Annotated in this window: 20 protein-coding genes; 14 read left to right on the top strand and 6 right to left on the bottom strand. The window is 57.2% G+C overall.

The annotated features are described in order from the left end of the window. Positions 1-43: 43 nt before the first annotated feature. The gene (locus PYW49_RS17645) at positions 44-1,729 is read right to left on the bottom strand and encodes an alpha,alpha-trehalase (RefSeq protein ID WP_134350628.1); all 1,686 of its coding nucleotides are present in this window, start codon (positions 1,727-1,729) and stop codon (positions 44-46) included. Positions 1,730-2,094: 365 nt separating this feature from the next. Here PYW49_RS17645 and PYW49_RS17640 point away from each other — a divergent pair, with 365 nt between their 5' ends. Both PYW49_RS17640 and PYW49_RS17635 read left to right on the top strand, forming a co-directional pair. Next, positions 2,095-3,453 (top strand): glycoside-pentoside-hexuronide (GPH):cation symporter, encoded by a 1,359-nt coding sequence (locus PYW49_RS17640; RefSeq protein WP_320387098.1) that lies wholly within the window; start codon positions 2,095-2,097, stop codon positions 3,451-3,453. Positions 3,454-3,547: 94 nt separating this feature from the next. After that, entirely contained in the window at positions 3,548-4,927 is a 1,380-nt protein-coding gene (locus PYW49_RS17635; RefSeq protein ID WP_320387097.1) for a carbohydrate porin, read from the top strand. Positions 4,928-4,940: 13 nt separating this feature from the next. On the opposite strand, the gene PYW49_RS17630 is transcribed toward PYW49_RS17635, so the two are convergent. After that, positions 4,941-5,897, bottom strand: a complete 957-nt coding sequence (locus tag PYW49_RS17630) for an AraC family transcriptional regulator (protein WP_134350625.1) — start codon at positions 5,895-5,897, stop codon at positions 4,941-4,943. A gap of 115 nt (positions 5,898-6,012) precedes the next feature. Here PYW49_RS17630 and PYW49_RS17625 point away from each other — a divergent pair, with 115 nt between their 5' ends. Further along, a complete protein-coding gene (locus PYW49_RS17625) occupies positions 6,013-7,200 on the top strand; it encodes an MFS transporter (RefSeq protein ID WP_059312785.1) in 1,188 nt (395 codons plus the stop codon). 46 nt (positions 7,201-7,246) lie between these two features. Here the strand turns inward: PYW49_RS17625 and gap are convergent, their stop codons facing one another. Then, complete coding sequence (gap, locus tag PYW49_RS17620; RefSeq protein ID WP_320387096.1) at positions 7,247-8,257, bottom strand: type I glyceraldehyde-3-phosphate dehydrogenase; 1,011 nt, start codon at positions 8,255-8,257, stop codon at positions 7,247-7,249. Between the two features lie 79 nt (positions 8,258-8,336). Further along, positions 8,337-9,317, bottom strand: a complete 981-nt coding sequence (locus PYW49_RS17615; protein WP_320387095.1) for a GlxA family transcriptional regulator — start codon at positions 9,315-9,317, stop codon at positions 8,337-8,339. Positions 9,318-9,466: 149 nt separating this feature from the next. Between PYW49_RS17615 and PYW49_RS17610 the strand changes: the two genes are divergently transcribed. Continuing rightward, complete coding sequence (locus PYW49_RS17610; protein ID WP_320387094.1) at positions 9,467-10,438, top strand: fatty acid desaturase; 972 nt, start codon at positions 9,467-9,469, stop codon at positions 10,436-10,438. Then, complete coding sequence (locus PYW49_RS17605) at positions 10,431-11,189, top strand: phosphate/phosphite/phosphonate ABC transporter substrate-binding protein (protein WP_320387228.1); 759 nt, start codon at positions 10,431-10,433, stop codon at positions 11,187-11,189. The genes PYW49_RS17610 and PYW49_RS17605 overlap by 8 nt, the downstream gene beginning before the upstream one ends. On the opposite strand, the gene PYW49_RS17600 is transcribed toward PYW49_RS17605, so the two are convergent. Further along, entirely contained in the window at positions 11,168-12,064 is an 897-nt protein-coding gene (locus PYW49_RS17600; protein WP_320387093.1) for a LysR substrate-binding domain-containing protein, read from the bottom strand. The genes PYW49_RS17605 and PYW49_RS17600 overlap by 22 nt on opposite strands. A gap of 22 nt (positions 12,065-12,086) precedes the next feature. Next, positions 12,087-14,375: an FdhF/YdeP family oxidoreductase gene (locus PYW49_RS17595; RefSeq protein WP_320387092.1), complete on the bottom strand. Its 2,289-nt coding sequence runs from the start codon at positions 14,373-14,375 to the stop codon at positions 12,087-12,089. Positions 14,376-15,375: 1,000 nt separating this feature from the next. Between PYW49_RS17595 and PYW49_RS17590 the strand changes: the two genes are divergently transcribed. The 9 genes from PYW49_RS17590 (at position 15,376) to tssC (ending at position 26,512) form a co-directional block, all read left to right on the top strand. After that, a complete protein-coding gene (locus PYW49_RS17590; RefSeq protein ID WP_032647696.1) occupies positions 15,376-15,870 on the top strand; it encodes a hypothetical protein in 495 nt (164 codons plus the stop codon). Positions 15,871-15,893: 23 nt separating this feature from the next. Further along, positions 15,894-16,397, top strand: coding sequence for a type VI secretion system lipoprotein TssJ (tssJ, locus tag PYW49_RS17585; protein WP_134350619.1), 504 nt, complete (start codon positions 15,894-15,896; stop codon positions 16,395-16,397). Between the two features lie 28 nt (positions 16,398-16,425). After that, on the top strand, positions 16,426-17,769 hold the full coding sequence (tssK, locus tag PYW49_RS17580) for a type VI secretion system baseplate subunit TssK (RefSeq protein ID WP_320387091.1): 1,344 nt from the start codon (positions 16,426-16,428) through the stop codon (positions 17,767-17,769). A 17-nt stretch (positions 17,770-17,786) separates the two neighbouring features. Next, positions 17,787-19,025 carry a DotU family type VI secretion system protein gene (locus PYW49_RS17575; protein ID WP_033145801.1) on the top strand — a complete coding sequence of 413 codons (1,239 nt, stop codon included), beginning with the start codon at positions 17,787-17,789 and terminating at the stop codon, positions 19,023-19,025. Positions 19,026-19,027: 2 nt separating this feature from the next. Beyond that, a complete protein-coding gene (tssM, locus tag PYW49_RS17570; RefSeq protein ID WP_320387090.1) occupies positions 19,028-22,648 on the top strand; it encodes a type VI secretion system membrane subunit TssM in 3,621 nt (1,206 codons plus the stop codon). A 16-nt stretch (positions 22,649-22,664) separates the two neighbouring features. Beyond that, the gene (gene tagF / locus PYW49_RS17565; protein ID WP_134350616.1) at positions 22,665-23,381 is read left to right on the top strand and encodes a type VI secretion system-associated protein TagF; all 717 of its coding nucleotides are present in this window, start codon (positions 22,665-22,667) and stop codon (positions 23,379-23,381) included. Between the two features lie 11 nt (positions 23,382-23,392). Next, positions 23,393-24,409 carry a type VI secretion system protein TssA gene (gene tssA, locus PYW49_RS17560; protein ID WP_320387089.1) on the top strand — a complete coding sequence of 339 codons (1,017 nt, stop codon included), beginning with the start codon at positions 23,393-23,395 and terminating at the stop codon, positions 24,407-24,409. Positions 24,410-24,484: 75 nt separating this feature from the next. Continuing rightward, the gene (gene tssB, locus PYW49_RS17555; RefSeq protein ID WP_008502644.1) at positions 24,485-25,009 is read left to right on the top strand and encodes a type VI secretion system contractile sheath small subunit; all 525 of its coding nucleotides are present in this window, start codon (positions 24,485-24,487) and stop codon (positions 25,007-25,009) included. A 3-nt stretch (positions 25,010-25,012) separates the two neighbouring features. Beyond that, entirely contained in the window at positions 25,013-26,512 is a 1,500-nt protein-coding gene (gene tssC / locus PYW49_RS17550) for a type VI secretion system contractile sheath large subunit (protein ID WP_028018712.1), read from the top strand. Positions 26,513-26,689: the final 177 nt, after the last annotated feature.

The raw sequence follows: 26,689 nt of genomic DNA, 5'->3' as shown, positions 1-26,689 counted from the left end.
AAATGTAGGCCGGGTAAGGCGTAGCCGCCACCCGGCAATACACTTACTGCGCCGCAGCTTTCGTCGGCGCAGCCTCGTCATTCGCCGCAGGCCGATTCTCCGGCACGCTGTCGCACGGTTTTTCTTTCGGGCAGACCAGGTCCAGCATCTTCAGCGTCACGCCGTTGCTCCAGCCAAACCCATCCTGTAGCGGATATTCTCCACCGCCGCCGCCCGTACCGGTTGTCGACACGTCATACTTCTCGACCAGTTTCTTTTCGCGATCGTAAGTATGCTGAACGTTCTTCAGGAAGCGCCAGGTCACGTCCATCGCGACCTTATCTTGCCCGTAATTCTGCAACCCTTCCGTTGCTACCCACTGCAGCGGAGCCCAGCCGTTTGGCGCATCCCACTGCTGGCCGCTGTTTACGGTGGTGGTCGCTATCCCGCCCGGCTGCAACAGGCGAGATGAGGCTGCCGCGGCGACTTTATCGGCGCGATCCTGTGCCGCTGCCTTCACGTAAAGCGGGAACAGGGCCGCCGCCGTGAGCTGATTGCGGACCTTCTTGCTCTTGAGATCGTAATCGGCGTACCAGCCCTCTTTATCATTCCACAGGTGGCTCTCGATGGCTTTCTGGCGCGCAGTAGCCAGCGCCTCATATTTGCTTGCGCTGGCGGCATCACCGCTCTCCTGGCTTGCCCGCGCCAGCAGTTTTTCCATCTTGAACATCAGGGCGTTCAGGTCTACCGGCACGATGCTGGTGGTCCGGATGGTGCCGAGTTTTTGCGGATTATCCATCCAGCGGGAGCTAAAGTCCCAGCCCGAGGCCGCAGCGGAACGTAAATCACGGTAGATCTCTGTCGCGGGTCGGTTAGGGTTACTTTTAGCGGTATTCACATCATCAAGCCAGGATTCCGGGCGCGGGGTATCGCGATCGTCCCAGTAGCGATTGAGGATTGCGCCGTCATCCAGCTTCACCACGCGTTTGTTGGCCTGCCCCGGTTGAAGGGCGTCAACGCCGTCCATCCAGTAGGCATACTCTTTCTCCATCTGCGGACGATATTTCTTCAGCGCATCGCTGTCGTGGGTCGCCAGCAGTTCAACCATCAGTGAGAAAAACGGCGGCTGGGAACGGCTCAGGTAATAGCTGCGGTTGCCGTTGGGGATATGCCCGAAGGTGTCGATTTCATAGGCAAAGTTATCCACCATATCGCTGATTTTGTCCCAGTGACCGCTTTCCGCCAGACCCAACATGGTGAAATAGCTGTCCCAGTAGTAGACCTCCCGGAAACGACCGCCGGGCACAACGTAAGGTTTCGGTAACGGCAGGAGGGAATCCCATTTGTTGCTGGCTTTATCGGTGGTGCGCGTCAGTACGGGCCAGAGATCGTCAATGTGTTCACGTAAGCTTTGCCCGGCAGGCGGAACATATTTTTCACCTTCCCCCGGTAGCGTAAAGTTCACCTCAACAAAATGGCGTAAATCAAACCCGGACTGACGGCGCTGCATGCGGTAATCGGCAAGGATCGTCAGAGGATCGCTGTTAGGTACCGCGTCGGCAAAGGTTTTTTGATCGGGGAAGAGTTTGGCACTCTGAACATCGTTGAAGAGGGGCCCGAGCAAAATATCCGGTGAATTCGTCTGGCCAGCGTTCATCTCTTCCGCGGCGCCAGAAGCGGCAACCGCGAGCAGCGCACTGCCCAGAACCAGAGGTAAGAGGCGAGGGCGCAGCTTTTGAGGGGTTATCATTGGTGCTTCTCCTTATTCACTGAGCAGCAGTTACGCTGTCAACAATCACCAGAAAACCTTAGTCGAATATGCCGCGCTTCGCGTGTCGAACATCGCATTTTGCACAAATCCAGACTATTTACCGTTGCGCTTAATGCCGCGCGTGATGGGGTGAAATATTGATATTGTGAATATCTAACAGCATGGGAAATAAATTGCGATCCGTTGCACATAATGTGCCCGGTGAATTGTTTCTTTTAATTATCACGATCACATAAAGCAAAAAACATAAGTTCCTGGTGAAAAAACATAATGGATCGTGGCGTCACTCTCAGGCGAAATTGTCGCAACAAAAGAAACCGGTTTCATAAATGAGGAGTCACGCTATGTCAGTTGCAGAAAAAATTCCGGTCAAAGAAAAAATAGGCTATAGCCTGGGAGATGCAGCGAGTCACATTGTATTTGATTCATCGGTGGCCATTCTGGCGTATTACTATACGGATATATATGGATTACCGCCGGCCGTAATGGGAACGATGTTTCTTCTGGTGCGTTTATTAGATGCTATTACCGATCCTGTAATGGGGGCAATTGCCGATGCAACGTCAACACGCTGGGGGCGTTTTCGTCCATGGCTGCTGGCGATATGCGTGCCTTTTGCGGTGAGCTGCGTACTGGTTTATTCCATTCCGAATTTTACCGAAACCGGAAAGATTTATTATGCCGTCGGGGCATATATATTTATGACTCTGATGTATACCGCCATTAATATCCCGTATTGCTCCCTGGGGGCGGCGCTAACGTCCGACCCGCGTGAAAACCTCTCTTTGCAGTCCTGGCGTTTTGCTATCACCCCTATTGGCGGTGCGCTTGGTACAGCCCTCATTCTGCCTCTGGCGGATTATCTCTACCCTGGTGACAGAGCAACCGGCATTCAGGTAGCGATGGCGCTCTTTGGCGTGATCGGTTGTCTGATGTTTATCGTCTGTTTTGCGACCACAAAAGAGCGCGTGCAGCCCATCAAAGAAGAGAATCTGAACATCGCCCGTGACGTTAAAATTCTCTTCCGTAACGATCAGTGGCGCATTCTCTCCATTTACAACTTTATGATGCTGGTGGCGGTGGTGATTCGCGGCGGCGCGGTGGTCTATTACGTCAACACCGTGCTGAACAAAGGGGCGGACATCATCTCGTTCTTTATGCTGGGCGGGATGCTGGCCTCGATGTTTGGCTCCGTGCTGGCTCAGCCGTTCGGCACCCGTTTTTGCAAGGTCAAACTCTCGTTCTGGATTAATATCCTGAATGCCGCATTAGGCGTGGCCTGCTTCTGGCTGCCGCTGGAGTTCTGGGTTATTCCCCTGATCGCCCACGTGCTTATTCAGATTGTCCAGGGCGGCAACGGTGCGCTGCAGTGGTCTATGATCACCGATGCAAATAATTACGGTGAATGGAAAACCCAGCGCCGTATTACAGGCATGAATGTTGCTGCCAATATATTTGTGATTAAATTAGGTGTCGCCGTCGGCGGTGCCATTCTGGGGTGGGTTCTCGCCGGGTTTAATTACGAGTCAAACAGTACCGTACAATCGCAATCCGCCGTTCAGGGTGTCATTCTGCTGTTTACGTTGATCCCTTCACTGTTTTATTTACTCACCGCGTTCTCGATTAAGTTTTATAAATTAAACGAAAACGTCATGAATGGCGTAGTGAATGATTTAAATAAAGGCGAATTCGCTAATTCTTAATGGTTGATGTAGTAAGCCGATAATTCATATGAATTATCGGCGAGGTTCTCTGTGTCCGTCAGGAAATAATGATTAACTCACGAGGATGGAGTCGATGAAAGTGAAAACCCTTGCACTCATTGTCAGTGCGTTTTGTACTACCGGAGCAATGGCAGCAAAAGATACCCAGCGTCTGGAAGATAAGCTGGCACAGCTGGAAGCACGCCTTGAAAAAGCCGAAACCCGGGCTGAAAAGGCGGAAGCACAAATTCAGGTTCTGGCAAAACAGCAGCAGACCGTGGTGGCCGCGAATCCGGTTGACGTTCAATCCGCGGAGCCTGCGACAGCGCAAGCGGTACCGAAGCTGACGTTATCCGGCTACGGCGATATTAAGTTTTATGGTGACGTTGAATTTAATATGGACGCGGCCAGCAAGACCGGCAGCTTAACCTCCATGAAAACGACGGCCAATAAAGACTGGGCACCCGGCAGCCACGAGCGCTGGGATATTAACGGCCGTCTGCTGCTGGGTTTTGACGGATATAAACGGATGGAGAACGGCAATTTTGCCGGTTTCTCCGTGCAGCCGCTGGCTGACTTAACGGGCAAAATGAACCTTGATGATGCCGTTTTCTTCTTTGGTACGGAAAACGACTGGAAGGTGAAAGTTGGGCGCTTCGAAGCCTATGACATGTTCCCGCTGAATCAGGACACCTTCGTTGAATATTCCGGCAACACGGCTAACGACCTCTACAGCGATGGTTACGGCTACATCTACATGATGAAAGAGGGGCGTGGGCGTAGCGACAGCGGCGGTAATTTCCAGCTGAGTAAAACCCTGGGAAACTGGTATTTCGAGGTCAACACCCTGCTGGAGGATGGCAGTTCGCTGTTTGTTGACCAGCAGTACCACGGTGTGGACCTGGATAACGAAAAAAACGTCGCCTACGTCCGTCCAGTCATTGCCTGGCAGGAAGGCAACTTCTCGACGGCCATCGCGATGGAGAGCAACCTCATCAACAACGCCTATGGCTACCGCGATGCATCGGGGAAATGGGTAGACCAGTCTGATCGCACCGGCTACGGCTTCACCATGACGTGGAACGGGCAAAAAACCGATCCGGATGGCGGTATCGTGGCGAACCTGAATACCGCTTATATGGATGCAACAGATGAGAAGGATTTCACCGCGGGCGTGAATGCCTTATGGCGTAACGTTGAGCTGGGCTATATCTACGCGCACAACCAGATCGATAATTTCAACACCGCTAACTTCGACGCTGACTGCGACGGGGACTGCTGGGTAACCGATCCCGGGGATTATGATATTCACACCATTCATGCTTCATACCTGATCCCGAACGTGATGAAGATGAAGAATTTCAATATTTATCTTGGCGCGTATGCGTCCTGGGTGGAAGCCCATCCGAAAGACGGCGATGACCGAAATGACGATCGCTACGGCGGACGCGTGCGCTTTAAATACTACTTCTGATGTCGTACGCCAGTCACACCTCTTCCGGGGTCTGGCTGGCTTCCCGCAGCGTGCCGGGTGCATGCCCGATAATCCGCTTAAACGCCCGGCTAAACGCCGCCAGCGAACCATATCCCAGCCGCAGCGCGACCGTTTCAATGGGCTGATTTTCATGGCGAATGTACTGAATGGCCAGCCGCATTCTCAGCTCGCTGAGATATTTGGCCGGGGTGGTTCCCGTCGCGGACAGAAACCGTTCTGCAAACACGGAACGGGAGGTGCCCGCTTCTTTTGCAAGGTCCGCCACGCTCCAGTTCAGGCCGGGCTGCTGGTGCATAGCGTAGATGGCCCGGCTCAGGCGAGGGTCACGTAAGACCTGCACCCAGCCCGTCGCTTTTCCACAACCCGCCTCGACCCAGCCGCGGACGATCAGCGCCGCCACCACGTCGGCCAGCCGGGCAAGGATCCCGGCGAACCCGACCTGTCGCGTCATTGACTCGCGCTCCATTGCCGCGAGCAGCGGATGAATTTCCGGCCAGGTGGACATCAGCCGGCTAACCATCATCACTTCCGGCATCGCCTTGATCAGCGGCTGCATCCCGCCCAGCTCAAAATCCATGCACCCGCTAAAGATGATGGTGTTCTCGCCCTCCGGGCAGGGCTCACAGGTAATAGCGCAGACCGAGCTGCAGATAGGTTCGCTGGGAAAGTCGTTGACCGGGGTTATGGTGGCCTGCTCGTCAGAGAGTAGTGCATGAGAATTACCGCCGGGAATAAACAGGGCATCGCCGCTGCTCAGTTCGAACGTCGCACCGCTCTCCATTCGCAGCAGGGCGCTGCCTTGGCTCACGAAATGAAACTGTGCTCTACCGGGCGCGTGATGGAACGCGACGCCAAACGGCGAGCTGGCTTCAATTCGACGGTATTTCACCCCCGACAGGCGCATGCCGCGTAAAAGTTCGCTGATCAAATCGGGTGACTGTACGGTCATGACGCAACTCCGGACGAATAATCAATAAGTGGAGATTATATGTCATAGATCGTCCAGGGTGAACCTTCTATGCTTTTGCGACAGTTGTCACATTTCTATAACGGGAGAAAAACAGATGAATTCATGTGTCGCGGCGAGCGAGGCGGTAACGCCTGCAAAACCCGCCTGGCGGGCCGTCTATTCACTGGGGCTGGGGGTGTTTGGCTTGATTACGGCAGAATTTCTGCCCGCCAGTTTGTTAACGCCAATGGCCGCGAGCCTCGGCGTGAGTGAGGGAATGGCCGGACAGGCCGTGACCGCCACCGCACTCGTGGCGCTGGTGACCGGGCTGCTGATTACCCCGGCAACCAAAAGCATCGACCGCCGCTGGGTGCTGATGTTTTTCTCGGTGCTGCAAATTATCTCCAGCCTGCTGGTGGCTTTTGCGCCCAACCTGCACGTTCTGCTGATGGGGCGTTTGCTGCTGGGGGTTGCCATCGGGGGATTCTGGGCGATGTCGACGGCCACGACGATGCGTCTGGTGCCGGCGGACAAAGTGCCGAAAGCGCTGGCGGTGATCTTCTCCAGCGTATCCATTGCCACGGTGGTTGCGGCGCCGCTGGGCAGCTATCTTGGCAGCCTGATCGGCTGGCGTAACGTGTTTATCCTCTGCATTCTGCCGAGCATGCTGGCGCTGCTGTGGCAGCTCTGGGTCCTGCCGTCCATGAAGCCGGAGAGCAGCGGCAGCCTGAGCACGCTGTTTCGCGTGCTGCGTCGCCCGGGAATGATCGGCGGCATGCTGGCGACCATCCTGATCTTCAGCGGCCATTTTGCGTTCTTTACCTACCTGCGTCCGTTCCTGGAAACGGTAGGGCAGGCGAGCGTAGAGACCATTTCACTGATCCTGCTGGGCTTTGGACTGGCCAACTTTGTGGGCACCTCCGTTGCCGGGCATCTTCTGGCGCGTAATCTGCGCCTGACGCTGGCGCTGGTACCGTTCGCCATGGGCGTTCTCGCGCTCACCATGGTGGCATTTGGTCACCTGGCTATGCTGGACGGATTCCTGGTTGCGCTGTGGGGCTTTGCATTTGGTCTGGTTCCGGTGGGCTGGTCAACCTGGCTTGCCACCACCGTTCCGGATGAAGCCGAAAGTGCAGGGGGACTGCTGGTAGCCTCAATCCAGCTGGCGATAAGCGCCGGTGCGGCCGGGGGCGGGGCGGTATTTGACCTCAACGGGGCCAGCGGCGTATTTGCCGGCAGCGGCCTTCTGCTGGTAACGGCGATGGTGATTGTGTTTATGGGCGTGAAAGTAAAAGCGGAGTAATGCACTTGCCGGGTAAGCGCAAGCGCCACCCGGCATCAAGGTAAGACTACAGCCCTTTCTTATCCATAAATACCGCCAAATCTACCAGGCGGTTTGAGAATCCCCACTCGTTGTCATACCACGCCAGGATCTTCACCATATTCCCGCCAATCACCAGCGTGGAAAGCCCGTCAATAATCGAGGAGCGCGGGTCGCCCTGGTAATCGCTGGAGACCAGCGGTTCATCGCTGTATCCCAGAATGCCTTTCAGTGGCCCGCTGGCGGCAGCGTGACGGAACGCGTTGTTCACCTCTTCGACGGTCACGTTGCGGCTCAGCGTCACCGTTAAATCCACAACCGACACCACCGGAACCGGCACGCGCAGGGAGTACCCGGTCAGTTTACCGTCCAGAGAGGGGATCACTTTCCCCAGCGCTTTCGCCGCGCCGCTGGAGTAAGGCACAATCGACAGCGCCGCCGCGCGTGCGCCGCGCAGATCTTTCTCCGGCTGGTCGTGCAGCGCCTGGCTGTTGGTGTAGGCGTGGGTCGTGTTCATCAGACCATGCTCAATCCCGAACTGCTGATGCAGCACCTGAGCAGCCGGTGCCAGACCGTTCGTGGTGCAACTCCCGTTACTCACCACAGCGTGGCGGGCGGGATCGTACTGCTCATGATTGACGCCCATCACAATCGTCAGGTCGTCGTTCTTCCCGGGAGCGGAAATGATGACGCGCTTCGCGCCGCCGTGGGTGATATGCACTGCCGCTTTTTCCCGTTCAGTAAAGAACCCGGTAGCTTCAATCACCACGTCAACGCCGACATCGCGCCACGGAATATTCGCCGGATCGCGTTCGCTAAATACGGCGATCCGCTGCCCGTCTACCTGCAGCGCGCCGTCTGCCGCTTCAACGGGCGCGGGTAGTTTACCCAGCAGGGAATCGTGTTTCAGCAGATGGGCGAGGGTTTTGCTGTCCGTCAGATCGTTAATGGCCACAATCTGCAGATCCGGGTTACCCAGCGCCGCGCGCAGGAAATTACGTCCGATACGGCCGAAACCGTTAATACCGACCTTAACCATGGTGCACTCCTTATCTTTCGTTGTCTGGAGTCACTGTAGGCGTCAGGCGCAATGGCGTAAACGACAAAAAAGGATCAGATTACGCCATTTTCCGGCGGTGAAAGCGCTGGCGGTATTCGCCCGGGGTGAGGTGGAGCTGTTTCTCGAACACGCGTCGCAAATTAATGCTGGTGCCAAACCCGCTTTGCCCGGCAATGCGCTCAAGGGAATCGCTGGTCTGCTCAAGCAGCTGGCGGGCGGCGGCCAGACGCGCTTCGGTCACGTAGCGGGCAGGAGAGACGCCGGTCTCACGGGTAAACACGCGGGTGAAATTGCGCGGGCTCATCGCCGCTTTTTCGGCCAGATTTTCCACGCACAGGTCGGCGGTGAGGTTTTGCAGAATCCAGGCCTGCAGCTCGCTTATCGGGCCCGATGCGCCAGGCTGCTGCAGGCTGTAGCGACTGAACTGCAGCTGTCCCCCAGGACGGCGCAGATACATCACCATATCCTGCGCCACATCGCGGGCGAGGGTAAATCCGTAGTCGTCCTCCACCAGCGCCAGGGTCAGGTCAAACCCGGAACTCACGCCCCCGGAGGTCCAGATGGGACCGTCCTGAATATACAGCGGGCCGCCCTCGACCCTGATTGACGGGTACTGAGCCTGCATTGTCTCCAGCAGCCGCCAGTGGGTGGTCGCGCGACGACCGTCAAGCAAACCGCTCTGGGCCAGCAGCATCGCGCCGCCACATATTGAAGCGACCCGCCGGGCGTGCGGCGCCGCAAGGTGCAGCCAGTCGACGACCGCCGTGCTCTCCTGCTCGTTCATGCCGCGTCCGGTGATGATAATGGTGTCCAGCGGTTCACGCGGATCCAGCTCCGGCAGGCGGTAATCCGCCAGCAGATTCAGGCCGGACTGACCGTGGATCACCTGGTGAGGCTGGGTCGTAGCGATGATAATCCGGTAGCGGGGTTGGGCAAGCCCTTCCGGGTGCAGCCGGTTGGCCTGCATCAGAATGTCGGCGATACCGGCGGCTTCAAACAGCATGCCGCCGTCAGGAACGATAATCAGGATCTTTTTCATGTCCTGAAAAGTACCTTTATTACAGAATAAGTCAAGCAGCGGGCAAGCCCCATGTTTCTGGCAAAGCAAAGCGATTTAAGTTGTTTGTTATTTCAGATGTAATCCCGGATTGTCAGGAGACTGTCTCTGGCGAAACGGCGTCTGAAGGAATGGGTAAACGAAGCTCCCTCTATTTGCATCCGCAACAACGCAATCAAATCCACCATCTCGCATCGGGATTCCTGTGGCGAAGCGAACTGCCCACCTGGCTGTTAATTATTACTATTTATGCTGGCTGGTTTGCCACGCTGGCGTTCTGGCAAACGCTCGGCCTGCTTCCCGCCACGCTGCTGCTGATCGGGTTTACCGCCTGGTACATGTCCCTGCAGCATGAGCTGATCCATGGGCACCCCACGCGTTTTGCCTGGCTTAACCAGCTGTTTGGCACACTCCCGCTGGCGGTCTGGTATCCGTATGGCCTGTACCGGGATTCTCATCTGGCCCATCATCGGTACGATAGCCTGACCCATCCGGTGGATGACCCGGAGTCGTACTATTTTACCGACGAGAGCTGGGCGCGCTTTACCCCGTGGCAGAAGCGTGCGATCCGCGCCCGAAACACCTTCGCCGGTCGGCTGATGCTTGCGCCGCTGCTCGATATTCTTCAGACCCTGTGCAGCGCCGCGGCGGCGTTTCGTCATCTTCGCCTGCGGGCGATGACGATGTGGCTGGTGCACATTATGCTGCTGGCGGCACTCTTCGCCTGGATGATGCACGTCGGTTTTTCACCCGTCTGGTTTGTGCTGGCGGTAAGCTATCCGGCGCTGGCGCTCACTAAAGTCCGATCGTTTTTCGAACATCGCGCGGCGGACGACCCGCTCGCGCGCTCCGTCATTAACGAGGCAGGGCTGTTCTGGCGGGTACTGTTTTTAAATCTCAACTACCATTCAGTACATCATGATTTACCGGGCGTTCCCTGGTACGGACTGAAGGCGATCTACCTGCAAAACCGTGAGGCGTACCGGGAGCGAAACCACGGTTTTCTCGTCAGGGGCTACGGCGAATGGCTGCGACAGTTCTGGGCCAGACCCGTCGACGTCACCGTTCATCCCGGGAGACAACAAGAGGATGAGTATGAGTAACCTGCTGGCGTTTCCCATGTACGCCGTGGATCGCGACGACACCCGCGCGCTCTGGCTGGCGGTAAAGGGTTTACTGGTTGCGCGCGGTGTGCCCGTCGATCGTGACCCCGGCTGGCCGGAGGCTGACCTGCTGACCCACTGGCAACAGCCTGGGCTTATCCTCAGCCAGGCCTGCGGCTATCCGCTGGTCACGCAGCTTCCGGATGTGCAGGTGGTCGGCTGTTTTCACTACACGGCACCGGGCTGCGAAGGGATCCACTACCGTAGCGTTCTGGCGGTGCGCGAGGAGGATCGGCATCTCACGCTGGCTGATTTTCGCGGACGCCGGGCGGTCTGTAATTCCCCGGACTCGCAGTCCGGCTACCGTGCGCTGCGAAAAAAAGTGGCTCCTCTGGCAACTGACGGTCCGTTTTTCGCGCAAACGTCCTTTAGCGGTAGCCATCGGCAGTCGCTGATTGATATCAAACGCGGGGCTGGGGATATCGCGGCTATCGACTGTGTCACCTGGGCGCTGCTGCAGCGTCACGAGCCGGAGCGGCTTGCGGGGCTGGCAGTTATTGACCGCACCCCCCTGACGCCTGGGCTGCCGCTCATCACCTCGCATAACACTTCGCCTGAAACGCTGAACGCCATCCGCGATGCGCTATGCGCGCTGGTGAGCTCGCCGGAACACCGGGCCGTTTGCGACGCGGTGCTCATCGGCGGTTTTAGCGTAGTGGCGCGCCAGGCTTACGCCTCATTGTCCGCATGAAAAATTTCCTGCGCATCGGTAAAACAGCGCAGCGCCAGTGAAGATACGGGTTTCTGCCTGCGCATAATCAGTCCGACGGGAGCCTCAATATTTGCGTCGGTGATGGGGACTATCCTGAAATTACTGTTCAGATCCTCCAGACCGTTGTTCAGCGGCATCACGGCGCAGCACACGCCGCTCTGAACCGCCTGAATGATCTGGAACGTGGAGTCGCTCTCAAAAACCGACGTCGGTTCGATGCCCGCCGCGTTAAAGCTGGCCTCCATATGCGCCCGGTAATGCATCCCTTTGGTCAGGAACCCCAGCGGAAAATCCATCAGGTCGCGCCAGGTCAGTCTCTCCTGGCGTAGCTGGAAGTGGCGGGTGTCGTGCAGCAGACCCATCTTCGTTTTGGGCAACTGAATAATGTCGAACAGGCTGGTGTCGATGCTATTCAGGTAGCAAATCCCCAGTTCAAGCTGGTTGCGGCTGACGCCATCGGCAATCTGTGCGGAGGACATAGAATAGAGGCTGTAGGTCAGCTCCGGGTATTTTTGCGTCAGCAGACGAATAAAGATCATCGGATCCACACTCGCCAGCGGCACCATCCCCAGCCGTAATTCACCCACCACCTGGCCTTTGCACAGCGCGGCTTCCGCCTGTAAGCCGTCGTGCGCGGCCAGCAGGGAGCGAGCCCACGCAAGGATGCGCTCTCCCTCCGGCGTAAACCCTTCAAAGCGCTGTCCGCGCACGATCAGCACCAGCCCCAGCTCCTCTTCCAGGTTGCGGATGCGCATGGAGAGGGTCGGCTGGGTGACATTGCACTGCGAGGCCGCTTTACCAAAGTGCCGGGTCTGGTCGAGTGCGATTAAGTATTTTAACTGTTTAATATCCATCGTTTTCTTTGCGCGAACAGCCTTACAGCATGCGGATCTCTTTTGAGCGCAGGGTAATGCGAACCGGAACAGATTTATAAGACGGCGTTCCGCTGTCCTTATCCAGATAGTCGAGCGGTACCAGCACGTTGGCCTCCGGGTAGTAGGCGCCGACAGAGCCCGGGGCGATGCTGTACGCCACCACGGTGATGTCTTCCAGACGCTGAACGCTGCCGGGCAGGGCGGTTTCGATATCCACGCGGTCGCCGTGTTCCAGTCCTGACTGCGCCATATCGTCTTCGTTCATAAACAGCACGTCGCGGCGGCCAAACACGCCACGGTAGCGGTCGTCGAGGGCGTAAATGGTGGTGTTGTACTGGTCGTGGCTGCGCAGCGTGATCAGGCGCAGAACGTGTTCACCTTCGCCGCTGGCGTTCTCGTGAACACCGTCGAATACCGAGAACATCGCTTTTCCCGTCGCCGTTGGCCAGATACGTTGCGTTGGCGGCAGCGGCATCCGGAAGCCGCCGGGAACGCGGATCCGCGCATTGTAGTTCTCAAAGCCCGGAATGGTCTGCTCAATCAGATCGCGGATGCGGTCGTAATCCTCAACCAGCGTCATCCAGTCCACGCGAGTGGCTGGCAGGGTGGTTTTTGCCATGCCGGCGACGATAGCGGGTTCTGAACGGAGCAACGGTGAGGCAGGTTTCAGCTTGCCGGAGGAGGCATGCACCATCGACATAGAGTCTTCGACGGTGATGGACTGACGGCCGGTTGCCTGGATATCCAGTTCGGTACGGCCGAGACACGGAAATATAAAGGTCTCTTTGCCTACCAGCAGATGGGTGCGGTTCAGCTTGGTACCAACGTGGACGCTCAAATCCAGGTTACCCATCGCCGGAAAACCGCGTTCATGATCGGGCATTGCCACGGCAAAATTGCCGCCGAGGCAGATAAGCGCTTTCGCCCGGCCGTCGATCATCGCCTGCGTGGCCTGCACCGCGTCATGCCCGTGGTGAGACGGCGGCTCAAAGCCGAACACGTCCTTCAGACGGTTCAGGAAGGCCGGCGTGGGTTTCTCGCTAATCCCGACGGTGCGGTTCCCCTGCACGTTAGAATGACCGCGCAGCGGGCAGATTCCCGCGCCGGGCTTGCCGATATTGCCGCGCAGCAGCAGCACGTCAGCGATCAGCCGCACGTTTGCCGTGCCTTTATTGTGCTGGGTAATCCCCATCCCGTAGGTAATGATGGTGGCATTCGATTTTGCATAGGCCTCAGCCACTTTCCCGAGCGCCGCCTGGCTCAGGCCCGACTCGCGCTCGATATCGTCCCAGCAGGTTTGCGCGATATCGGCGGCAAAATCCTCAAAGCCCTGGGTATGCTCTGCAATAAACGCGTGGTCAAGCACGTCACCGCGTTCGGCCTCCATCTCCAGGAGGTGTTTGGCAAGGCCTTTCAGCGCGGCGGCATCGCCCCCGGCCTTCACCTGGAAATAGGTTGAGGCGATATCCGTGGAGCCGTAGGTCGCCATTTCAATCACGCTTTGCGGGTCAGCGAAGCGTTCCAGGGCGCGCTCGCGCAGCGGGTTAAAGACGATAATCGGCACGTTGCGACGCGCCAGCTCATGAAGAGTACCCATCATGCGCGGATGGTTAGTGCCGGGGTTGTGGCCGATGGAGATCACCAGCTCGGTCTTGTCGAAGTCGTCCAGTGAGACGGTACCTTTCCCGATCCCGATAGATCGCGGCAAGCCGACGCTGGTGGCCTCGTGGCACATATTCGAGCAGTCCGGGAAATTATTGGTGCCGTATTCGCGGGCGAACAGCTGGAACAGATACGCCGCTTCGTTAGAGGCTCGCCCGGAGGTATAGAACTCAACCTGGTCCGGTTCGAGCCCGCGCAACACCTCGCCGATGCGTTGAAACGCCTCGTCCCATTCGACGGGCCTGAAGGTATCGCTGTCCCGGTCATAGCGCAGGGGATGCGTCAGCCGACCATAGCCTTCCAGTTCAAAGTCCGATTTTGCCAGCAGCGAGGAGACGCTGTTTTCCGCCAGAAACGCGGGGGTTACACGTTTGCTGGTTGCTTCCCAGGTCACCGCTTTGGCGCCGTTCTCGCAGAACTGAAACGTCGATTTATGTTCTTTATCGGGCCACGCGCAGCCCGGACAGTCAAAACCGTCAGGTTGATTGGTGCGCAACAGCGTCGCGGGGGCATCAAAGGTATCCATCTGGGTACGTACCGCAATGGCCGTGGCTTTTAACGCGCCCCAGCCTCCGGCTGGACCATCATAGTGTCTGATACCGGGCACTGAGCGTCTTTTATTGTTCATACCAACTCCTGATTCGTTCGGTCTTACGGCGACTAAGCCAATAAATCACTGAAGAAGACAATAAGCGAAAGCAATGACGGCCGGGTGTCTGTGCGCATACGGCACGGCAAAACGCCTTATCTTAAATTCTTTTTATTACAGTTATTTATCAGCTAAGTCGCATAAATATTTAAAGAAATTATAACGAAATTTTATCATTTGAATAATAAATCTTATCTATCACCCGGTAGGTGGGATAGATGGCGGCGAACGCAGGAGGATGTAGTACCAGTTAAACTTCGAATGAAGCTTACGATTGGTGAAAAAGACAATATTCGCACCTGGCAGGCGATCTGGCGCATTGGGCAACGCGAGAGTGACGGGAATGTTTACTCAGGCTTAATGATTAATGGATATAATTTATGTCTTAGTGGGTAATTATCACAACGTGAAATATAAAGTTATTTTGAGGCGTGAAATTAACGCCGTGCGGCATAAGTGAAATATTCCCATTTTGACGGTGAATTACGATGAATATTAAAGATACCCTGTTAGTGCAACAAATAATTCATCGTCGGTATATTCTTGTGGCATCACCAATACGCGAATTCTACTAATTATGGTAGTGGCGATAATAGCAGTATTGCGTTAATGAAAGTGGTTCTCTTTTGTGTTTTTAATTTATAAAACATGATGTTATGTGGTGTTGAGGTGGGGTAATAAAAGGGTGCAGGCTGTGTCGTATTTTTTTCTCAGATTAATCCTATAATTTTCCGACTGCTTCATTTACCATCAGTTACGTAGCGGTAAATATTGAATTGATACGAAGCTCATGTAAACTTGTTTACCGTTTGTCAAAATATGTCAGGAAGACACTGGGCCTTATTCTGAAGGGCTCGTGCGGTAGCTATGCCTTTAAAATAGTAACGCCCCGAAAATATCCTGGCTATTTTAACGATAGCACTTAAGTCAAACTTCATCCCCTTATCTCCATCATCGAAATATCGCTACGGAAAAGCATATGAAAATGCGCGTACTGTTTTCACTTCTGTTTGTAATGGCGGTGGCGGGCTGTAAAGCGCCGCAGAAACCTGTGATCAACGACGATACGATCGAGACCAGCCAGGTCAACGGCGTAACCTTAACCCACCGTCACGCCGTTACGCCGCCGACGGAGTTCACGCCGGTCAACGAGCCGTATCGTGCCATGTACCCAGCCTCCCTGATGAGCCGTCCTGACTTTGGCGGTAAAGTTATCCGCAACCTGGAGACCGGAAAAACATACGTGGTGCTGGGACAGGTTGAACACTACTGGATGGCGCTCGCCGATGAAGGTAACGATCAGCTGATTGGTTACGTCCCGATGCGCGCCGTTATTAAGGCCGATCAGTACGATGCCGCCGTGCGTAAACAGGCCATTCGTCCTAAGGCGCGTAAAAAAGCGACCTGTGTGGATGTCGATGGCAACAGCAAAGCCTGCAAAGACAGCGCTAACGGTACCTGGATCCTGAACTAAACGGCTTTCATGAGCGCATTTTTATGAATAATAAAAATTTTCATAAGCTGTGGTTATTCTTTTACGCGGTGGTTTTCGCCCTTGTTAGTGGTTGTACGTCGTCTTCACACAGCGACCCTTCCCGCTACAATCTGCAGTTTCAGGCTCATCCACAAATCAATGAATCTGCGCCGCTTAAGGTTCGGGTGCTGTTGCTGAAATCCGATGCGGATTTTATGTCCAGCGACTTCTACTCCCTGCAGAACAACGCGTCAGCCACGCTTGGCGCGAATCTGCTGAACAGCGATGTGTTCTTCCTGATGCCGGGACAGCTGTCGAAAACCCTCACCGGACAAAGCTCTCCGGAGGCTCGCTACATCGGCGTGATGGCGGAATATCAGATGCTGGATGGCAAAAAATGGCGCGTTTCACTCCCTCTGCCTGTGCCTGGCGAAAATCATATCTATCAGTTCTGGAAATGGTCCGCAGATGAACTTCAGGCCAACGTCTTTCTCGACGTGAACGGCATTCGGGTCATCAGCCAGTAACGCGCTTCATAACAGGAAACACATCATCATGACCAAAGCAGAAAAGGTCGTCTGGACCGAAGGCATGTTCCTGCGTCCACACCATTTTCAGCGGACTGAAAGTTATCTGCTCAACCATGTTCGTGAATGGGGTGCGCTGCAGCGTTCCTATCTCTGGGGCTTTCTTGACGTTGAACTGGATGAAGCGATGCTTCGTCAGGGATGCATTGCCCTGAGCTACTGCAGCGGGTTGCTGCCCGACGGCACCTTTTTCCAGGTCCGTAACGGGCGCAACGGTCCTGTGCCGCTGAAAATTCCTGACAACCTCACCAATGAAAAGGTGGTGCTCGCACTGCCGGTTCGTCGTGGCGAGAGAGAAGAGGTGATTTTCAGCGAAGAGCCAGCGTCGCTAGCGCGCTTTATCGCGTTCGAGCAAGAGGTGGAAGACGATAACGCCATGTCGGTGGGGGATGCCACCGTCCAGTTTGGCCGTCTGCGTCTGACTCTGATGCTCGAAAAAGACCTCACAGCCGAATGGACCGCCATCGGCGTGGCGTTTGTGGCTGAGAAACGTAACGACAACCACGTGCGGCTCGATAACAGCTACATCCCGCCGATGCTGAACGCCAATAACAGCCCGCAGATCTACAGCATGATTAACGACCTGCACGGCTTACTGGTGCAGCGCAGCCAGCAGATTGGCGGCCGTCTGCGCCAGCCTGGCCGCTTTAACACCTCGGAAATGATTGAGTTTACGCTGCTGTCGCTGGTTAAACGTCATCTGGGCGAGGTGTCTCATTTAAAAACCCTCCCGCTGCTGCATCCGGAAACGCTCTGGCGCAGCTGGCTGCCGTTCGCCACCGAGCTCTCCACCTGGACGTCGCAACGTACCACCGAAAGCGTGTTGCCGATTTACGATCATGACGATCTGGCAAACTGCTTCAGCAAACTGATGCTGATGCTGCGCCAGGGACTGTCGCTGGTGATGGAAGACCACGCGATTCAGCTGCCGCTTAACGAGCGCTCTCACGGCCTGAATATCGCCACGGTGCCTGAAACGAGCATGGTGCGTGAGTTTGGTTTCGTGCTGGCGGTAAAAGCCAATGTGCCAGGCGAACACCTGCAAACGCATTTCCCGGCGCAGATGAAGGTTGCGCCGGTCTCGAAAATCCGCGATCTGGTTCAGCTTCAGCTGCCGGGCATTATGCTGCGCGCCATGCCGGTCGCACCGCCGCAGATCCCGTGGCATGCCGGCTACAGCTACTTTGAGCTCGAGAAGGGCAGCGAGCTGTGGCACGAGATGGATAAGTCCGGCGCATTCGCCCTGCATCTTGCAGGGGAGTTCCCGGGGCTGGATATGGAGTTTTGGGCCATCCGTAGCCCGACTGAATAATAAAGCGAGCGCTTAATATGCAGGAACGACAGGATACCGGCAGTGATGCCGCGTTTACCGGAGCCAGTAGCAACAATCAGCTGGTGGCGGCCGCCAATCCGCTGCTCAATGCGATCCCGCAGATTCGTCATTCGGTATCGCATGACGACCAGGTGGCGTTACGCCAGCGTCTGATCGATGAGATTCGCCGTTTTGAAGTCCGCTGCCAGCAGGCAGGGCTGCCTTACGAAGTGATCGTCGGGGCGCGTTACTGTCTGTGTACGGCGCTTGATGAAGCCGCCGCGCTCACCCCCTGGGGCAGCAGTGGCGTCTGGTCAAGCAATGGCCTGCTGGTCACGTTCCATAACGAAACCTGGGGCGGCGAGAAGTTTTTCCAGCTGCTGGCGCGCCTGTCGCAGAACCCGCGCGAACATATCCTCCTGCTGGAGATGATCAACTACTGTCTGCTGCTCGGTTTCGAAGGGCGCTATCGGGTGCTGGACAATGGCCGCACCCAGCTTGAAACCATCAAGCAGCGGCTGTGGCAGATGATCCGCGGCGTGCGCGGCAGCTATCCGCCGCCGCTCTCACCCCATCCGGAAGATCGTCCGGTGCTGCGCAAGCTCTGGCGCCCGATGGTTCCCCTGTGGGCCTGCGTGGCGCTGGCCGGGTTTATCGCCTGTCTCTTCTATATCGTGCTTAACTGGCGTCTCGGCGATAACACTAACCCGGTGCTGGCGAAGATTTACCAGTCTCAGCTGCCGGAAACCACTATTCAGCAGCCGGCTCGTCAGCTACCGGCGGTGCTGAACCTGCGGGGCTTCCTGAAACCGGAAATCGAGGCTGGCCTCGTCGCGGTGAAAGACGAAGCGGATCGCAGCGTCGTTATCCTGAAAGGCGACGGGCTGTTTGCGTCTGCCTCTACCGTCGTGCGCGACCGCTATGAACCGGTGATCAACCGCATTGCGCAGGCGATGAATAACGTCAGCGGCAAAATTCTGGTGGTGGGCTACAGCGACAACGTGCCGATCCGCAGCGCGCGCTTTGCCTCTAACTACGAACTCTCTCTGGAACGTGCCCGCTCTGTACAGAAAATGCTGCAGGGAAGCCTCTCTCAGCCTGGCCGCGTGAAAGCGGAAGGGCGGGGCGAGATTAACCCGGTGGCGCCAAACACGACGCCAGAAAACCGCGCCCGTAACCGCCGTGTGGAAATTACTCTGCTGGTGTCGCCTGAAAATACGCAGGCCGAGCTGAACGGATTGCCGCAAGGAAACTAAGGATGCTGACTACACTTCTTTCCATTTTGACCAACCGCATTCTGTGGAGCTTCCTCGGCGTAACGGCGCTGGCGGCGGTGATCTGGATGATTGGTCCCCTGTTGTCCATCGTGGACACCAGGCCGCTTGAATCCGAACAGAACCGCATTATCAGCATCGCCGTGGTCTATCTGCTCTGGGCGCAGGGCCACATTCTGCCGCGGCTGTATAATGCCTGGCTGAACCGCAAGCTGATGGACAAGCTCAATGAGAACACCACCAGCCCGGAAGCGGCGGATCCGCAGAAGCGACTGAACAGCGAGGAGCAGATCCTCGCCAGCCGTTTTGATGAGGCCGCGCAAATGCTGAAAAAAGCGCACTTCAGCAAAGCGGGACAGGGTGCCCAGTGGACCCAGCGCTTCAGCACGCAATATCTCTATCAACTGCCGTGGTACGTGATTATCGGCGCGCCGGGATCGGGTAAAACCACGGCGCTGGTCAACTCCGGGCTGCAGTTCCCGCTGGCGGATCGTTTCGGTAAGACCGCGCTGCGGGGCATCGGCGGCACGCGCAACTGCGACTGGTGGTTCACCAACGAGGCGGTGCTGCTGGACACGGCGGGTCGATACACCACGCAGGAGAGCGAGCAGATACAGGACGCCGGCGAATGGCTGGAGTTCATGGGACTACTGCGTAAGTATCGCCGCCGCCAGCCGATCAACGGCGTCATCATCACCATCAGCATTTCTGACCTGCTTACCCAGTCTGCCGAGGCGTCCCGCCAGCAGGCGGTGAATCTGCGTCAGCGTCTGTCTGAGCTGCATGAACAGCTGGGTATCCGCTTCCCGGTGTACGTGATGGTGACCAAGGCCGACCTGCTTAAAGGCTTCCGCGCCTGGTTTGCCGACTACGACAAAGCGCAGCGCGACCAGATCTGGGGCTTTACGCTGCCGTGGGAGCAAACCAAACACGCCGACTACGACCTGATGGGCAACTTCCAGCAGGAGTTTTCGCTTTTACAGCAGCGTCTCGATGCCGGGCTGCCGGAAACCATGCTGAAAGAGCATGACGCGAAAACCCGTGCCGAAGCGTATCTCTTCCCTCAGGAGTTCGCCGCGCTGCGTCCGCTGCTGGCGGATTACCTGAGCACGGTCTTCGCCCGCTCCAACTTCGAAACCGAATTCTCCCCGCGTGGGATCTACTTCGCCAGCGGCACTCAGGAAGGCATGCCGTTCGACCGCGTGATGGGCGAACTGAACCGTGCGCTGTCGCTGCCGGAAGGGGCGGAGGCGGATCGCTGGGATTCGGTCAGCAAAGAGGCCCCTATCCCGGGGGCGAAAGGCCAGAGCTTCTTCATTAAGAACCTGCTGCAAAACGTTATTTTCCAGGAAGCCGGGATCGCCGGAGAAAACCGCTGGTGGGAACTGCGCAACCGGGCCGTGATCTGGTCCGGCTACGCGGCGCTGCTGGCCCTGCTGGTGATCCTGGGCGGGCTGTGGCTGACCAGCTATGCCAAAAACAAGGCTTATCTGGAAGAGGTGGATGCGAAGGTGCCTCTGCTGGACCAGCAGAGTAAAGCGCTGCAGGGCCAGACCCAGCGCGACCTGTTCGATCTGCTGCCGCTGCTGAACGGTCTGGTTGACCTGCCGAAAAGCGACGCGTTTGACGTGAACGACCCGCCCGTTTCCCGCCGTATGGGGCTTTATCGTGGCGATGACGTCAGCGATGCATCCCAGTCTCTGTACCAGAAAGCGCTGGATCAGATGCTGTTGCCCGCCGTCGCCATGCACATTACCACCTGGCTTCGCAACGACAACGGCAGCGATGTGGAATACAGCTACGAAGCGCTGAAAGCCTATCAGATGCTGTATCAGCCGAAGCACTATGACGGCAAATTCCTGCACTCATGGGTGATGCTGAACCTGCAGCGTAACCTGCCGCAGAACGTTACGAAGGCGCAGCTGCAACAGCTTGAATGGCACCTGACTCAGCTGCTTGAGCCGAAAATTCAGGCCTCCCCGTACGCTCAGGATGAATCTCTGGTTGCGCGCGAAAGGGCGATGATCAACCAGCAGCCGCTCTCCACGCGCGTGTACGGTCGTCTAAAGCGCCTGCTGGAGCATGATGAAAACCTGAAGCCGGTCTCCCTTTCCGACCTCGGCGGACCGCAGAGCGAGCTGGTCTTTTCACGTAAAAGCGGCAAGCCGGTGAGCGAAGGCGTACCGGGCCTCTATACGCCGGACGGCTACTGGAAAAGTTTTAACGGCCAGATTGACAGCGTTACCACTGCGCTGCACGAGGACGACGCCTGGGTGCTGGGAGCCGCCACGGCGCAGGAAGATAAACAGCAAATTGATAACGCCGTGCGCCAGCTCTACATGCGCGACTTTATCGCTAACTGGGATCGCTTTCTCGCCGACATTCAGCTGAACAACAGCGCCGATCTTTCCCAGCGCATCAACACCGCGCGCCTGCTCTCAGGGGCAAACTCGCCGCTGCGCCGTCTGGTGCAGAACCTGAGCCAGGTGCTGAATCTATCGCGCAATGCCCCAGTACCAGAGGATGCGGGTAAAGCGCAGGATCAGAGCAACCGTGCCACGCGTACGCTGGAAGCGCTGTTCAGTAACAATGACGTAGCCCCGACGCAGGCTGCCGTGGTTACGCAGGCACCGGAGCAGCTGGTGACCGACCACTATGCGCCGATGATTGAGCTGGCGCAGCCGCTGGAGAAGGGCGGGAAGACCATCGTATTTGACGATTTTCTCAAGCAGGTGGACGAGCTTTATCGCTACCTGACCGCCGTACAGGACGCCGCCAACAGCGGCATGCCGGCGCCGGGCGGCGAGGCAATAAGCCGCCTGCAGGCCAGCGCCGGTCGTCTGCCGGGCGGGCTGCAAACCATGTTCAGCAATATGGCGGTGGGTGCCAGCAGCGATACCCAGCGCCGTGACCTGGAAAACGTGCGTAAGCGGATCAACGTTGAAGTGGGCGGGTTCTGTCGCCAGGCGATTGCCGGTCGCTACCCGCTGGTGCGCAGCGCCAGCACCGAGGTCACCCCTGACGATCTCGCGCGCATGTTTGCCCCTGGCACCGGTCTGATGGACGCCTTCTTCCGCGACAACCTGACCAATAAAGTGGATACCACGCAGGCAAACTGGCGCTTTATGCCGGGCATTGACGGTAAAACGCTGCCGGGAAGCGAAGGGCTGCTGAGACCGTTCCAGCAGGCCCAGTCCATTCGCGACGCCTTCTTTGCTAACGGCGCAACCACGCCGTCTTTCAAGGTGACGGTACGCACCGTGCGAATGGATAACACCATTCTGAACCTGACGCTGGACGTTGACGGCCAGCTGCTGCGCTACAGCCATGGCCCGCAGGCCGTGCAGATCATGAACTGGCCGGGGCCGGGCGGTACCAATCAGGTCCGTATGCAGCTGGGGCTGGCGAACGGCAGTACGGCGACGCTGGTAACGAACGGTGCCTGGGCACTAAACCGCTTTTTCGATAAAGTGAGCACCAGCCCGGGCGCGGGTAGCCTGAGCCGTCAGGCCACCTTCAACGTTGACGGACATCAGGTCACGCTGGAGTTTGCGCCAAACAGCATTCGCAACCCGTTCCAGCTTCCTCGTTTCTCATGCCCATAACCGCAAGGACAGCCGTATGACGAATACCCCTGCGATGAACCGCTACAGCTGGTATGGCAAATTACCCAGCGCCGGAGATTTTTTGCAGCGCCGCTTTCCTGACACCTTACAACGCCAGTGGTCCCACTGGTTCCAGGTCGGTCTGTTGGCCTGGCAGCAGGAAGAGCTGCGCAGCGGCGAGCGCCAGTTCCATAAAGCGCCAGTCTGGAACTATGTGGTACCGCCTATGCTGGGCAGCCAGATGATCCAGATGGGCTGTCTGCTGCCCGGTCGCGATAGCGTTGGCCGACAATATCCGGTTTGCCTGCAGCTGAGCTTCGCCCCGTCAGAGTGGTCGACTAACCTGCTCAGCCAGGCCGAAAGCTGGTATCAGCAGATTGGACGCCTGGGGCTGCATGCGGTGCGCAACAGCTTTTCCGCCTCGCAGCTGGACGAGATGCTGATGACCATTCCGGCACCGCAGCCTGTCGAGCCGCAAAAGCGTTCCGATATCCTTGATGTGATTGGTTATGACGAGGACGGCCAAAGCACGCTGGGCTGGCCTCAGGCGGCTGAATGTTTTGATCCGCTTCGTCAGACCAGCTACTGGTGGACCAACCGCTGCGACGGCTACCCGCTGTACACCCACGTTCACAGCGGTAACTTTACCGGGCAGCTTTTTACCCTGCTGTTCGATCCGGCAGGGGGGGCCCGCCCGGGCCGTCACGGTCTTTATCCGCCTATGTTTGAATAAGCAGGGATCTTATGAATATCGAAGAATTTCTCGCGCCAATCAGCCCCGACAAACCCTGCGGCGAAAACCTGGAGTACGACGCTGACTTCCAGATCATGAATCAGGCAGGCCAGGGAAAAGCGGAACAGCAGTTTGGCGACACCATAATCCCGGCAGAGCCGGCTGACTGGAACACGGTTGAAAAATACGCCACCAGCCTGCTGACCCGCACCAAAGATCTTCGCGTGCTGCTGGCGTTAACCCATGCCTGGACGCGCCGTCGCGGGCTGGCGGGCTACGCGGATGGATTACTGCTGGTGCAGGAGGCGATCGCACGCTACTGGGAGCCGCTCTATCCGCTGCTGGAAGAGTTTGGCGAGACCGATCCGTTCTACCGCATCAACGCCTTGGCCGGGCTGAGCGATAAGTCTGATCTCACCGTCGCCGTGCGTAACGCCTCGCTTCTGCGTTCAAACGGCGATGAAATTTCGCTCCGGGATGCCCAGGCGCTGCTGGACGGCAGTAAGACGGAATGCCCGGACTATCCCGGCGGCCGTCCACGGCTGATTGACGAACTGGCCCGCGGCGACCAGCCGGGAACCGCAGCGGTTATCGTCATTAACGAACGGCTGCTGGCGATTCGCGGTTTGCTCACCGGCTATCTCGGTGAAAGCGGGGTGCCGGAGATGGAGCAGCTACTGAAAACCGTAGGGCTGGTTGCCGACGCCTGTCAGGTGACCGACATCAGCAAGCTGCTACCGAACCGTGACGCACAGGCTGAACAGCCTGCCGGGCCACAGCCGGTGGCCGCGCAGCCTGTCCAGCAGGTGACCGACTGGCGCAGCGTGCAGGTCACCAGCCGCGCCGATGCGCAGCTGATGCTGGAAAAAGCGAAGCAGTATTTTGCACAGTACGAACCGAGCCACCCCGCACCGCTGATGATTGAACGGGTGCAGCGGCTGTCAGAACTTAACTTCATGGACATTATTCGCGACCTGGCGCCAGACGGCGTTAACCAACTGGAAAACATCTTTGGACGCCGCGAATAACGCGTCCAGGCATTATGACGACAGGCATGGAGCCTGCCGTTTCACCTTCACCGCGCATCTTTGATGGAGAACATCATGGCAATGAGTAACAGTGGGCAGAAATTCATCGCACGTAACCGTGCCCCCCGCGTGCAGATCGAGTACGACGTAGAGATCTACGGTGCAGAACGTAAAATTCAGCTGCCGTTCGTGATGGGCGTCATGGCCGATCTGGTCGGCAAACCGGTGGAAAATCTGCCGGCCGTCGACGAGCGTAAATTCCTCGAAATCGACATCGACAACTTTGACGAACGCATGAAGGCGCTGAAGCCGCGCGTGGCGTTCCAGGTGGATAACACCCTGACCGGCGAAGGCAAGCTCAACGTCGATCTGACCTTCGACAGCATGGACGACTTCCTGCCGGATGCGGTGGCCCGCAAGGTTGAGCCGCTGAACAAGCTGCTGGAAGCGCGTACTCAACTCTCCAACCTGCTGACCTACATGGACGGCAAAAACGGTGCGGAAGAGCTGATCGCTAAAATTCTGCAGGATCCGACGCTGCTCAAATCCCTGAGCCAGTTGCCGAAAAATGACGAAAGCGCGAAAGGTAGCGAGGAATAATCGATGAGCAACCAGACTCAACAACATGAGCAGCAGGCGGGTCAGGCGTTCAGCCAGGATGAATTCAGCGCGCTGCTGAACAAAGAGTTCCGCCCGAAAACTGACCAGGCGCGTTCCGCCGTAGAAAGCGCGGTTAAAACTCTGGCGCAGCAGGCGCTGGAAAATACCGTCACCTTCTCAAACGATACCTACCGTACCATTCAGAACCTGATTGCGGGTATCGATGAGCAGCTGTCGCAGCAGGTAAACCAGATTATTCACCACGACGAGTTTCAAAAGCTGGAGAGCGCCTGGCGCGGTCTGAGCTACCTGGTGAACAACACTGAAACCGACGAGATGCTGAAGATCCGCTTTATGAGCATCTCCAAGCAGGAGCTGGGCCGTACCCTGAAACGCTACAAGGGCGTGGGCTGGGACCAGAGCCCGATCTTCAAGAAAATCTACGAGCAGGAGTACGGTCAGTTTGGTGGCGAGCCGTTTGGCTGCATCGTCGGCGACTACTACTTCGACCACAGCCCGCAGGACGTTGAGCTGCTGGGTGAAATGGCGCGCATTGGTTCTGCGGCGCACTGTCCGTTTATCACCGGTACCGCACCGGGCGTGATGCAGATGGAGTCCTGGCAGGAGCTGGCTAATCCGCGCGACCTGACCAAGATCTTCCAGAACACCGAATACGCGGCCTGGCGTTCACTGCGTGAATCTGAAGATGCCCGCTATCTGGGCCTGGTGATGCCGCGCTTCCTGTCGCGTCTGCCGTACGGCATTCGCACCAACCCGGTCGACAGCTTTGACTTTGAAGAGCAGACCGACGGCGCAAACCACAACAGCTACTCGTGGGCGAACGCCGCCTATGCGATGGCGGCCAACATCAACCGCTCCTTCAAAGAGTATGGCTGGTGCACCTCGATTCGCGGCGTGGAGTCTGGCGGGGCGGTAGAAAACCTGCCGTGCCACACCTTCCCGAGCGATGACGGCGGCGTGGACATGAAATGCCCGACCGAGATCGCCATCAGCGACCGTCGTGAAGCCGAGCTGGCGAAAAACGGCTTTATGCCGCTGGTTCACCGCAAAAACTCCGACTTTGCCGCCTTCATCGGCGCGCAGTCTCTGCAAAAACCGGCGGAGTACCACGACCCGGATGCGACAGCTAACGCGCGCCTGGCGTCTCGTCTGCCGTACCTGTTCGCCTGCTGCCGTTTTGCGCACTACCTGAAGTGCATCGTGCGCGACAAAATCGGCTCCTTCCGCGAGCGCGAAGAGATGGAGCGCTGGCTGAACGACTGGGTCATGAACTACGTGGACGGCGATCCGGCTAACTCCTCTCAGGAAACGAAGTCCCGCAAACCGCTGGCGGCTGCGGAAGTGCAGGTGCAGGAGATTGAAGACAACCCGGGCTATTACGCCGCGAAGTTCTTCCTGCGTCCACACTACCAGCTGGAAGGCCTGACCGTTTCCCTGCGTCTGGTTTCTAAACTGCCGTCGCTGAAGACGAAAGACGCGTAATGAAGGTGGCCGGCCCATTGGGGCCGGCGGCCTTACTGTGAATACGAGATAGCTAATGAATTTACCTGTGAAAGCGATAACAAGAAAATTCATCAGCTATTTAACGATTTATACGTTGTTAATTATTTCATTCATGCTGTGTGTGACGGTATCCGGCTACTATCTGTTTATCTTTGA

It is taken from the genome of Enterobacter chinensis, assembly GCF_034008295.1.
Classification (GTDB): Bacteria; Pseudomonadota; Gammaproteobacteria; order Enterobacterales; family Enterobacteriaceae; genus Enterobacter; species Enterobacter chinensis.
This window is presented reverse-complemented; position numbering and strand designations above follow the sequence as displayed.

Bases quoted from the DNA above. Each gene is read 5' to 3' on its own strand.
- PYW49_RS17625 (WP_059312785.1), top strand. From the start codon at position 6,013: ATGAATTCATGTGTCGCGGCGAGCGAGGCGGTAACGCCTGCAAAACCC.
- tssM (WP_320387090.1), top strand. From the start codon at position 19,028: ATGCTGACTACACTTCTTTCCATTTTGACCAACCGCATTCTGTGGAGC.
- PYW49_RS17635 (WP_320387097.1), top strand. From the start codon at position 3,548: ATGAAAGTGAAAACCCTTGCACTCATTGTCAGTGCGTTTTGTACTACC.
- gap (WP_320387096.1), bottom strand. From the start codon at position 8,257: ATGGTTAAGGTCGGTATTAACGGTTTCGGCCGTATCGGACGTAATTTC.
- PYW49_RS17595 (WP_320387092.1), bottom strand. From the start codon at position 14,375: ATGAACAATAAAAGACGCTCAGTGCCCGGTATCAGACACTATGATGGT.
- PYW49_RS17615 (WP_320387095.1), bottom strand. From the start codon at position 9,317: ATGAAAAAGATCCTGATTATCGTTCCTGACGGCGGCATGCTGTTTGAA.
- PYW49_RS17610 (WP_320387094.1), top strand. From the start codon at position 9,467: ATGGGTAAACGAAGCTCCCTCTATTTGCATCCGCAACAACGCAATCAA.
- PYW49_RS17590 (WP_032647696.1), top strand. From the start codon at position 15,376: ATGAAAATGCGCGTACTGTTTTCACTTCTGTTTGTAATGGCGGTGGCG.
- tagF (WP_134350616.1), top strand. From the start codon at position 22,665: ATGACGAATACCCCTGCGATGAACCGCTACAGCTGGTATGGCAAATTA.
- tssJ (WP_134350619.1), top strand. From the start codon at position 15,894: ATGAATAATAAAAATTTTCATAAGCTGTGGTTATTCTTTTACGCGGTG.
- PYW49_RS17640 (WP_320387098.1), top strand. From the start codon at position 2,095: ATGTCAGTTGCAGAAAAAATTCCGGTCAAAGAAAAAATAGGCTATAGC.
- tssK (WP_320387091.1), top strand. From the start codon at position 16,426: ATGACCAAAGCAGAAAAGGTCGTCTGGACCGAAGGCATGTTCCTGCGT.
- PYW49_RS17575 (WP_033145801.1), top strand. From the start codon at position 17,787: ATGCAGGAACGACAGGATACCGGCAGTGATGCCGCGTTTACCGGAGCC.
- PYW49_RS17645 (WP_134350628.1), bottom strand. From the start codon at position 1,729: ATGATAACCCCTCAAAAGCTGCGCCCTCGCCTCTTACCTCTGGTTCTG.
- PYW49_RS17600 (WP_320387093.1), bottom strand. From the start codon at position 12,064: ATGGATATTAAACAGTTAAAATACTTAATCGCACTCGACCAGACCCGG.
- tssB (WP_008502644.1), top strand. From the start codon at position 24,485: ATGGCAATGAGTAACAGTGGGCAGAAATTCATCGCACGTAACCGTGCC.
- tssA (WP_320387089.1), top strand. From the start codon at position 23,393: ATGAATATCGAAGAATTTCTCGCGCCAATCAGCCCCGACAAACCCTGC.
- PYW49_RS17630 (WP_134350625.1), bottom strand. From the start codon at position 5,897: ATGACCGTACAGTCACCCGATTTGATCAGCGAACTTTTACGCGGCATG.
- PYW49_RS17605 (WP_320387228.1), top strand. From the start codon at position 10,431: ATGAGTAACCTGCTGGCGTTTCCCATGTACGCCGTGGATCGCGACGAC.
- tssC (WP_028018712.1), top strand. From the start codon at position 25,013: ATGAGCAACCAGACTCAACAACATGAGCAGCAGGCGGGTCAGGCGTTC.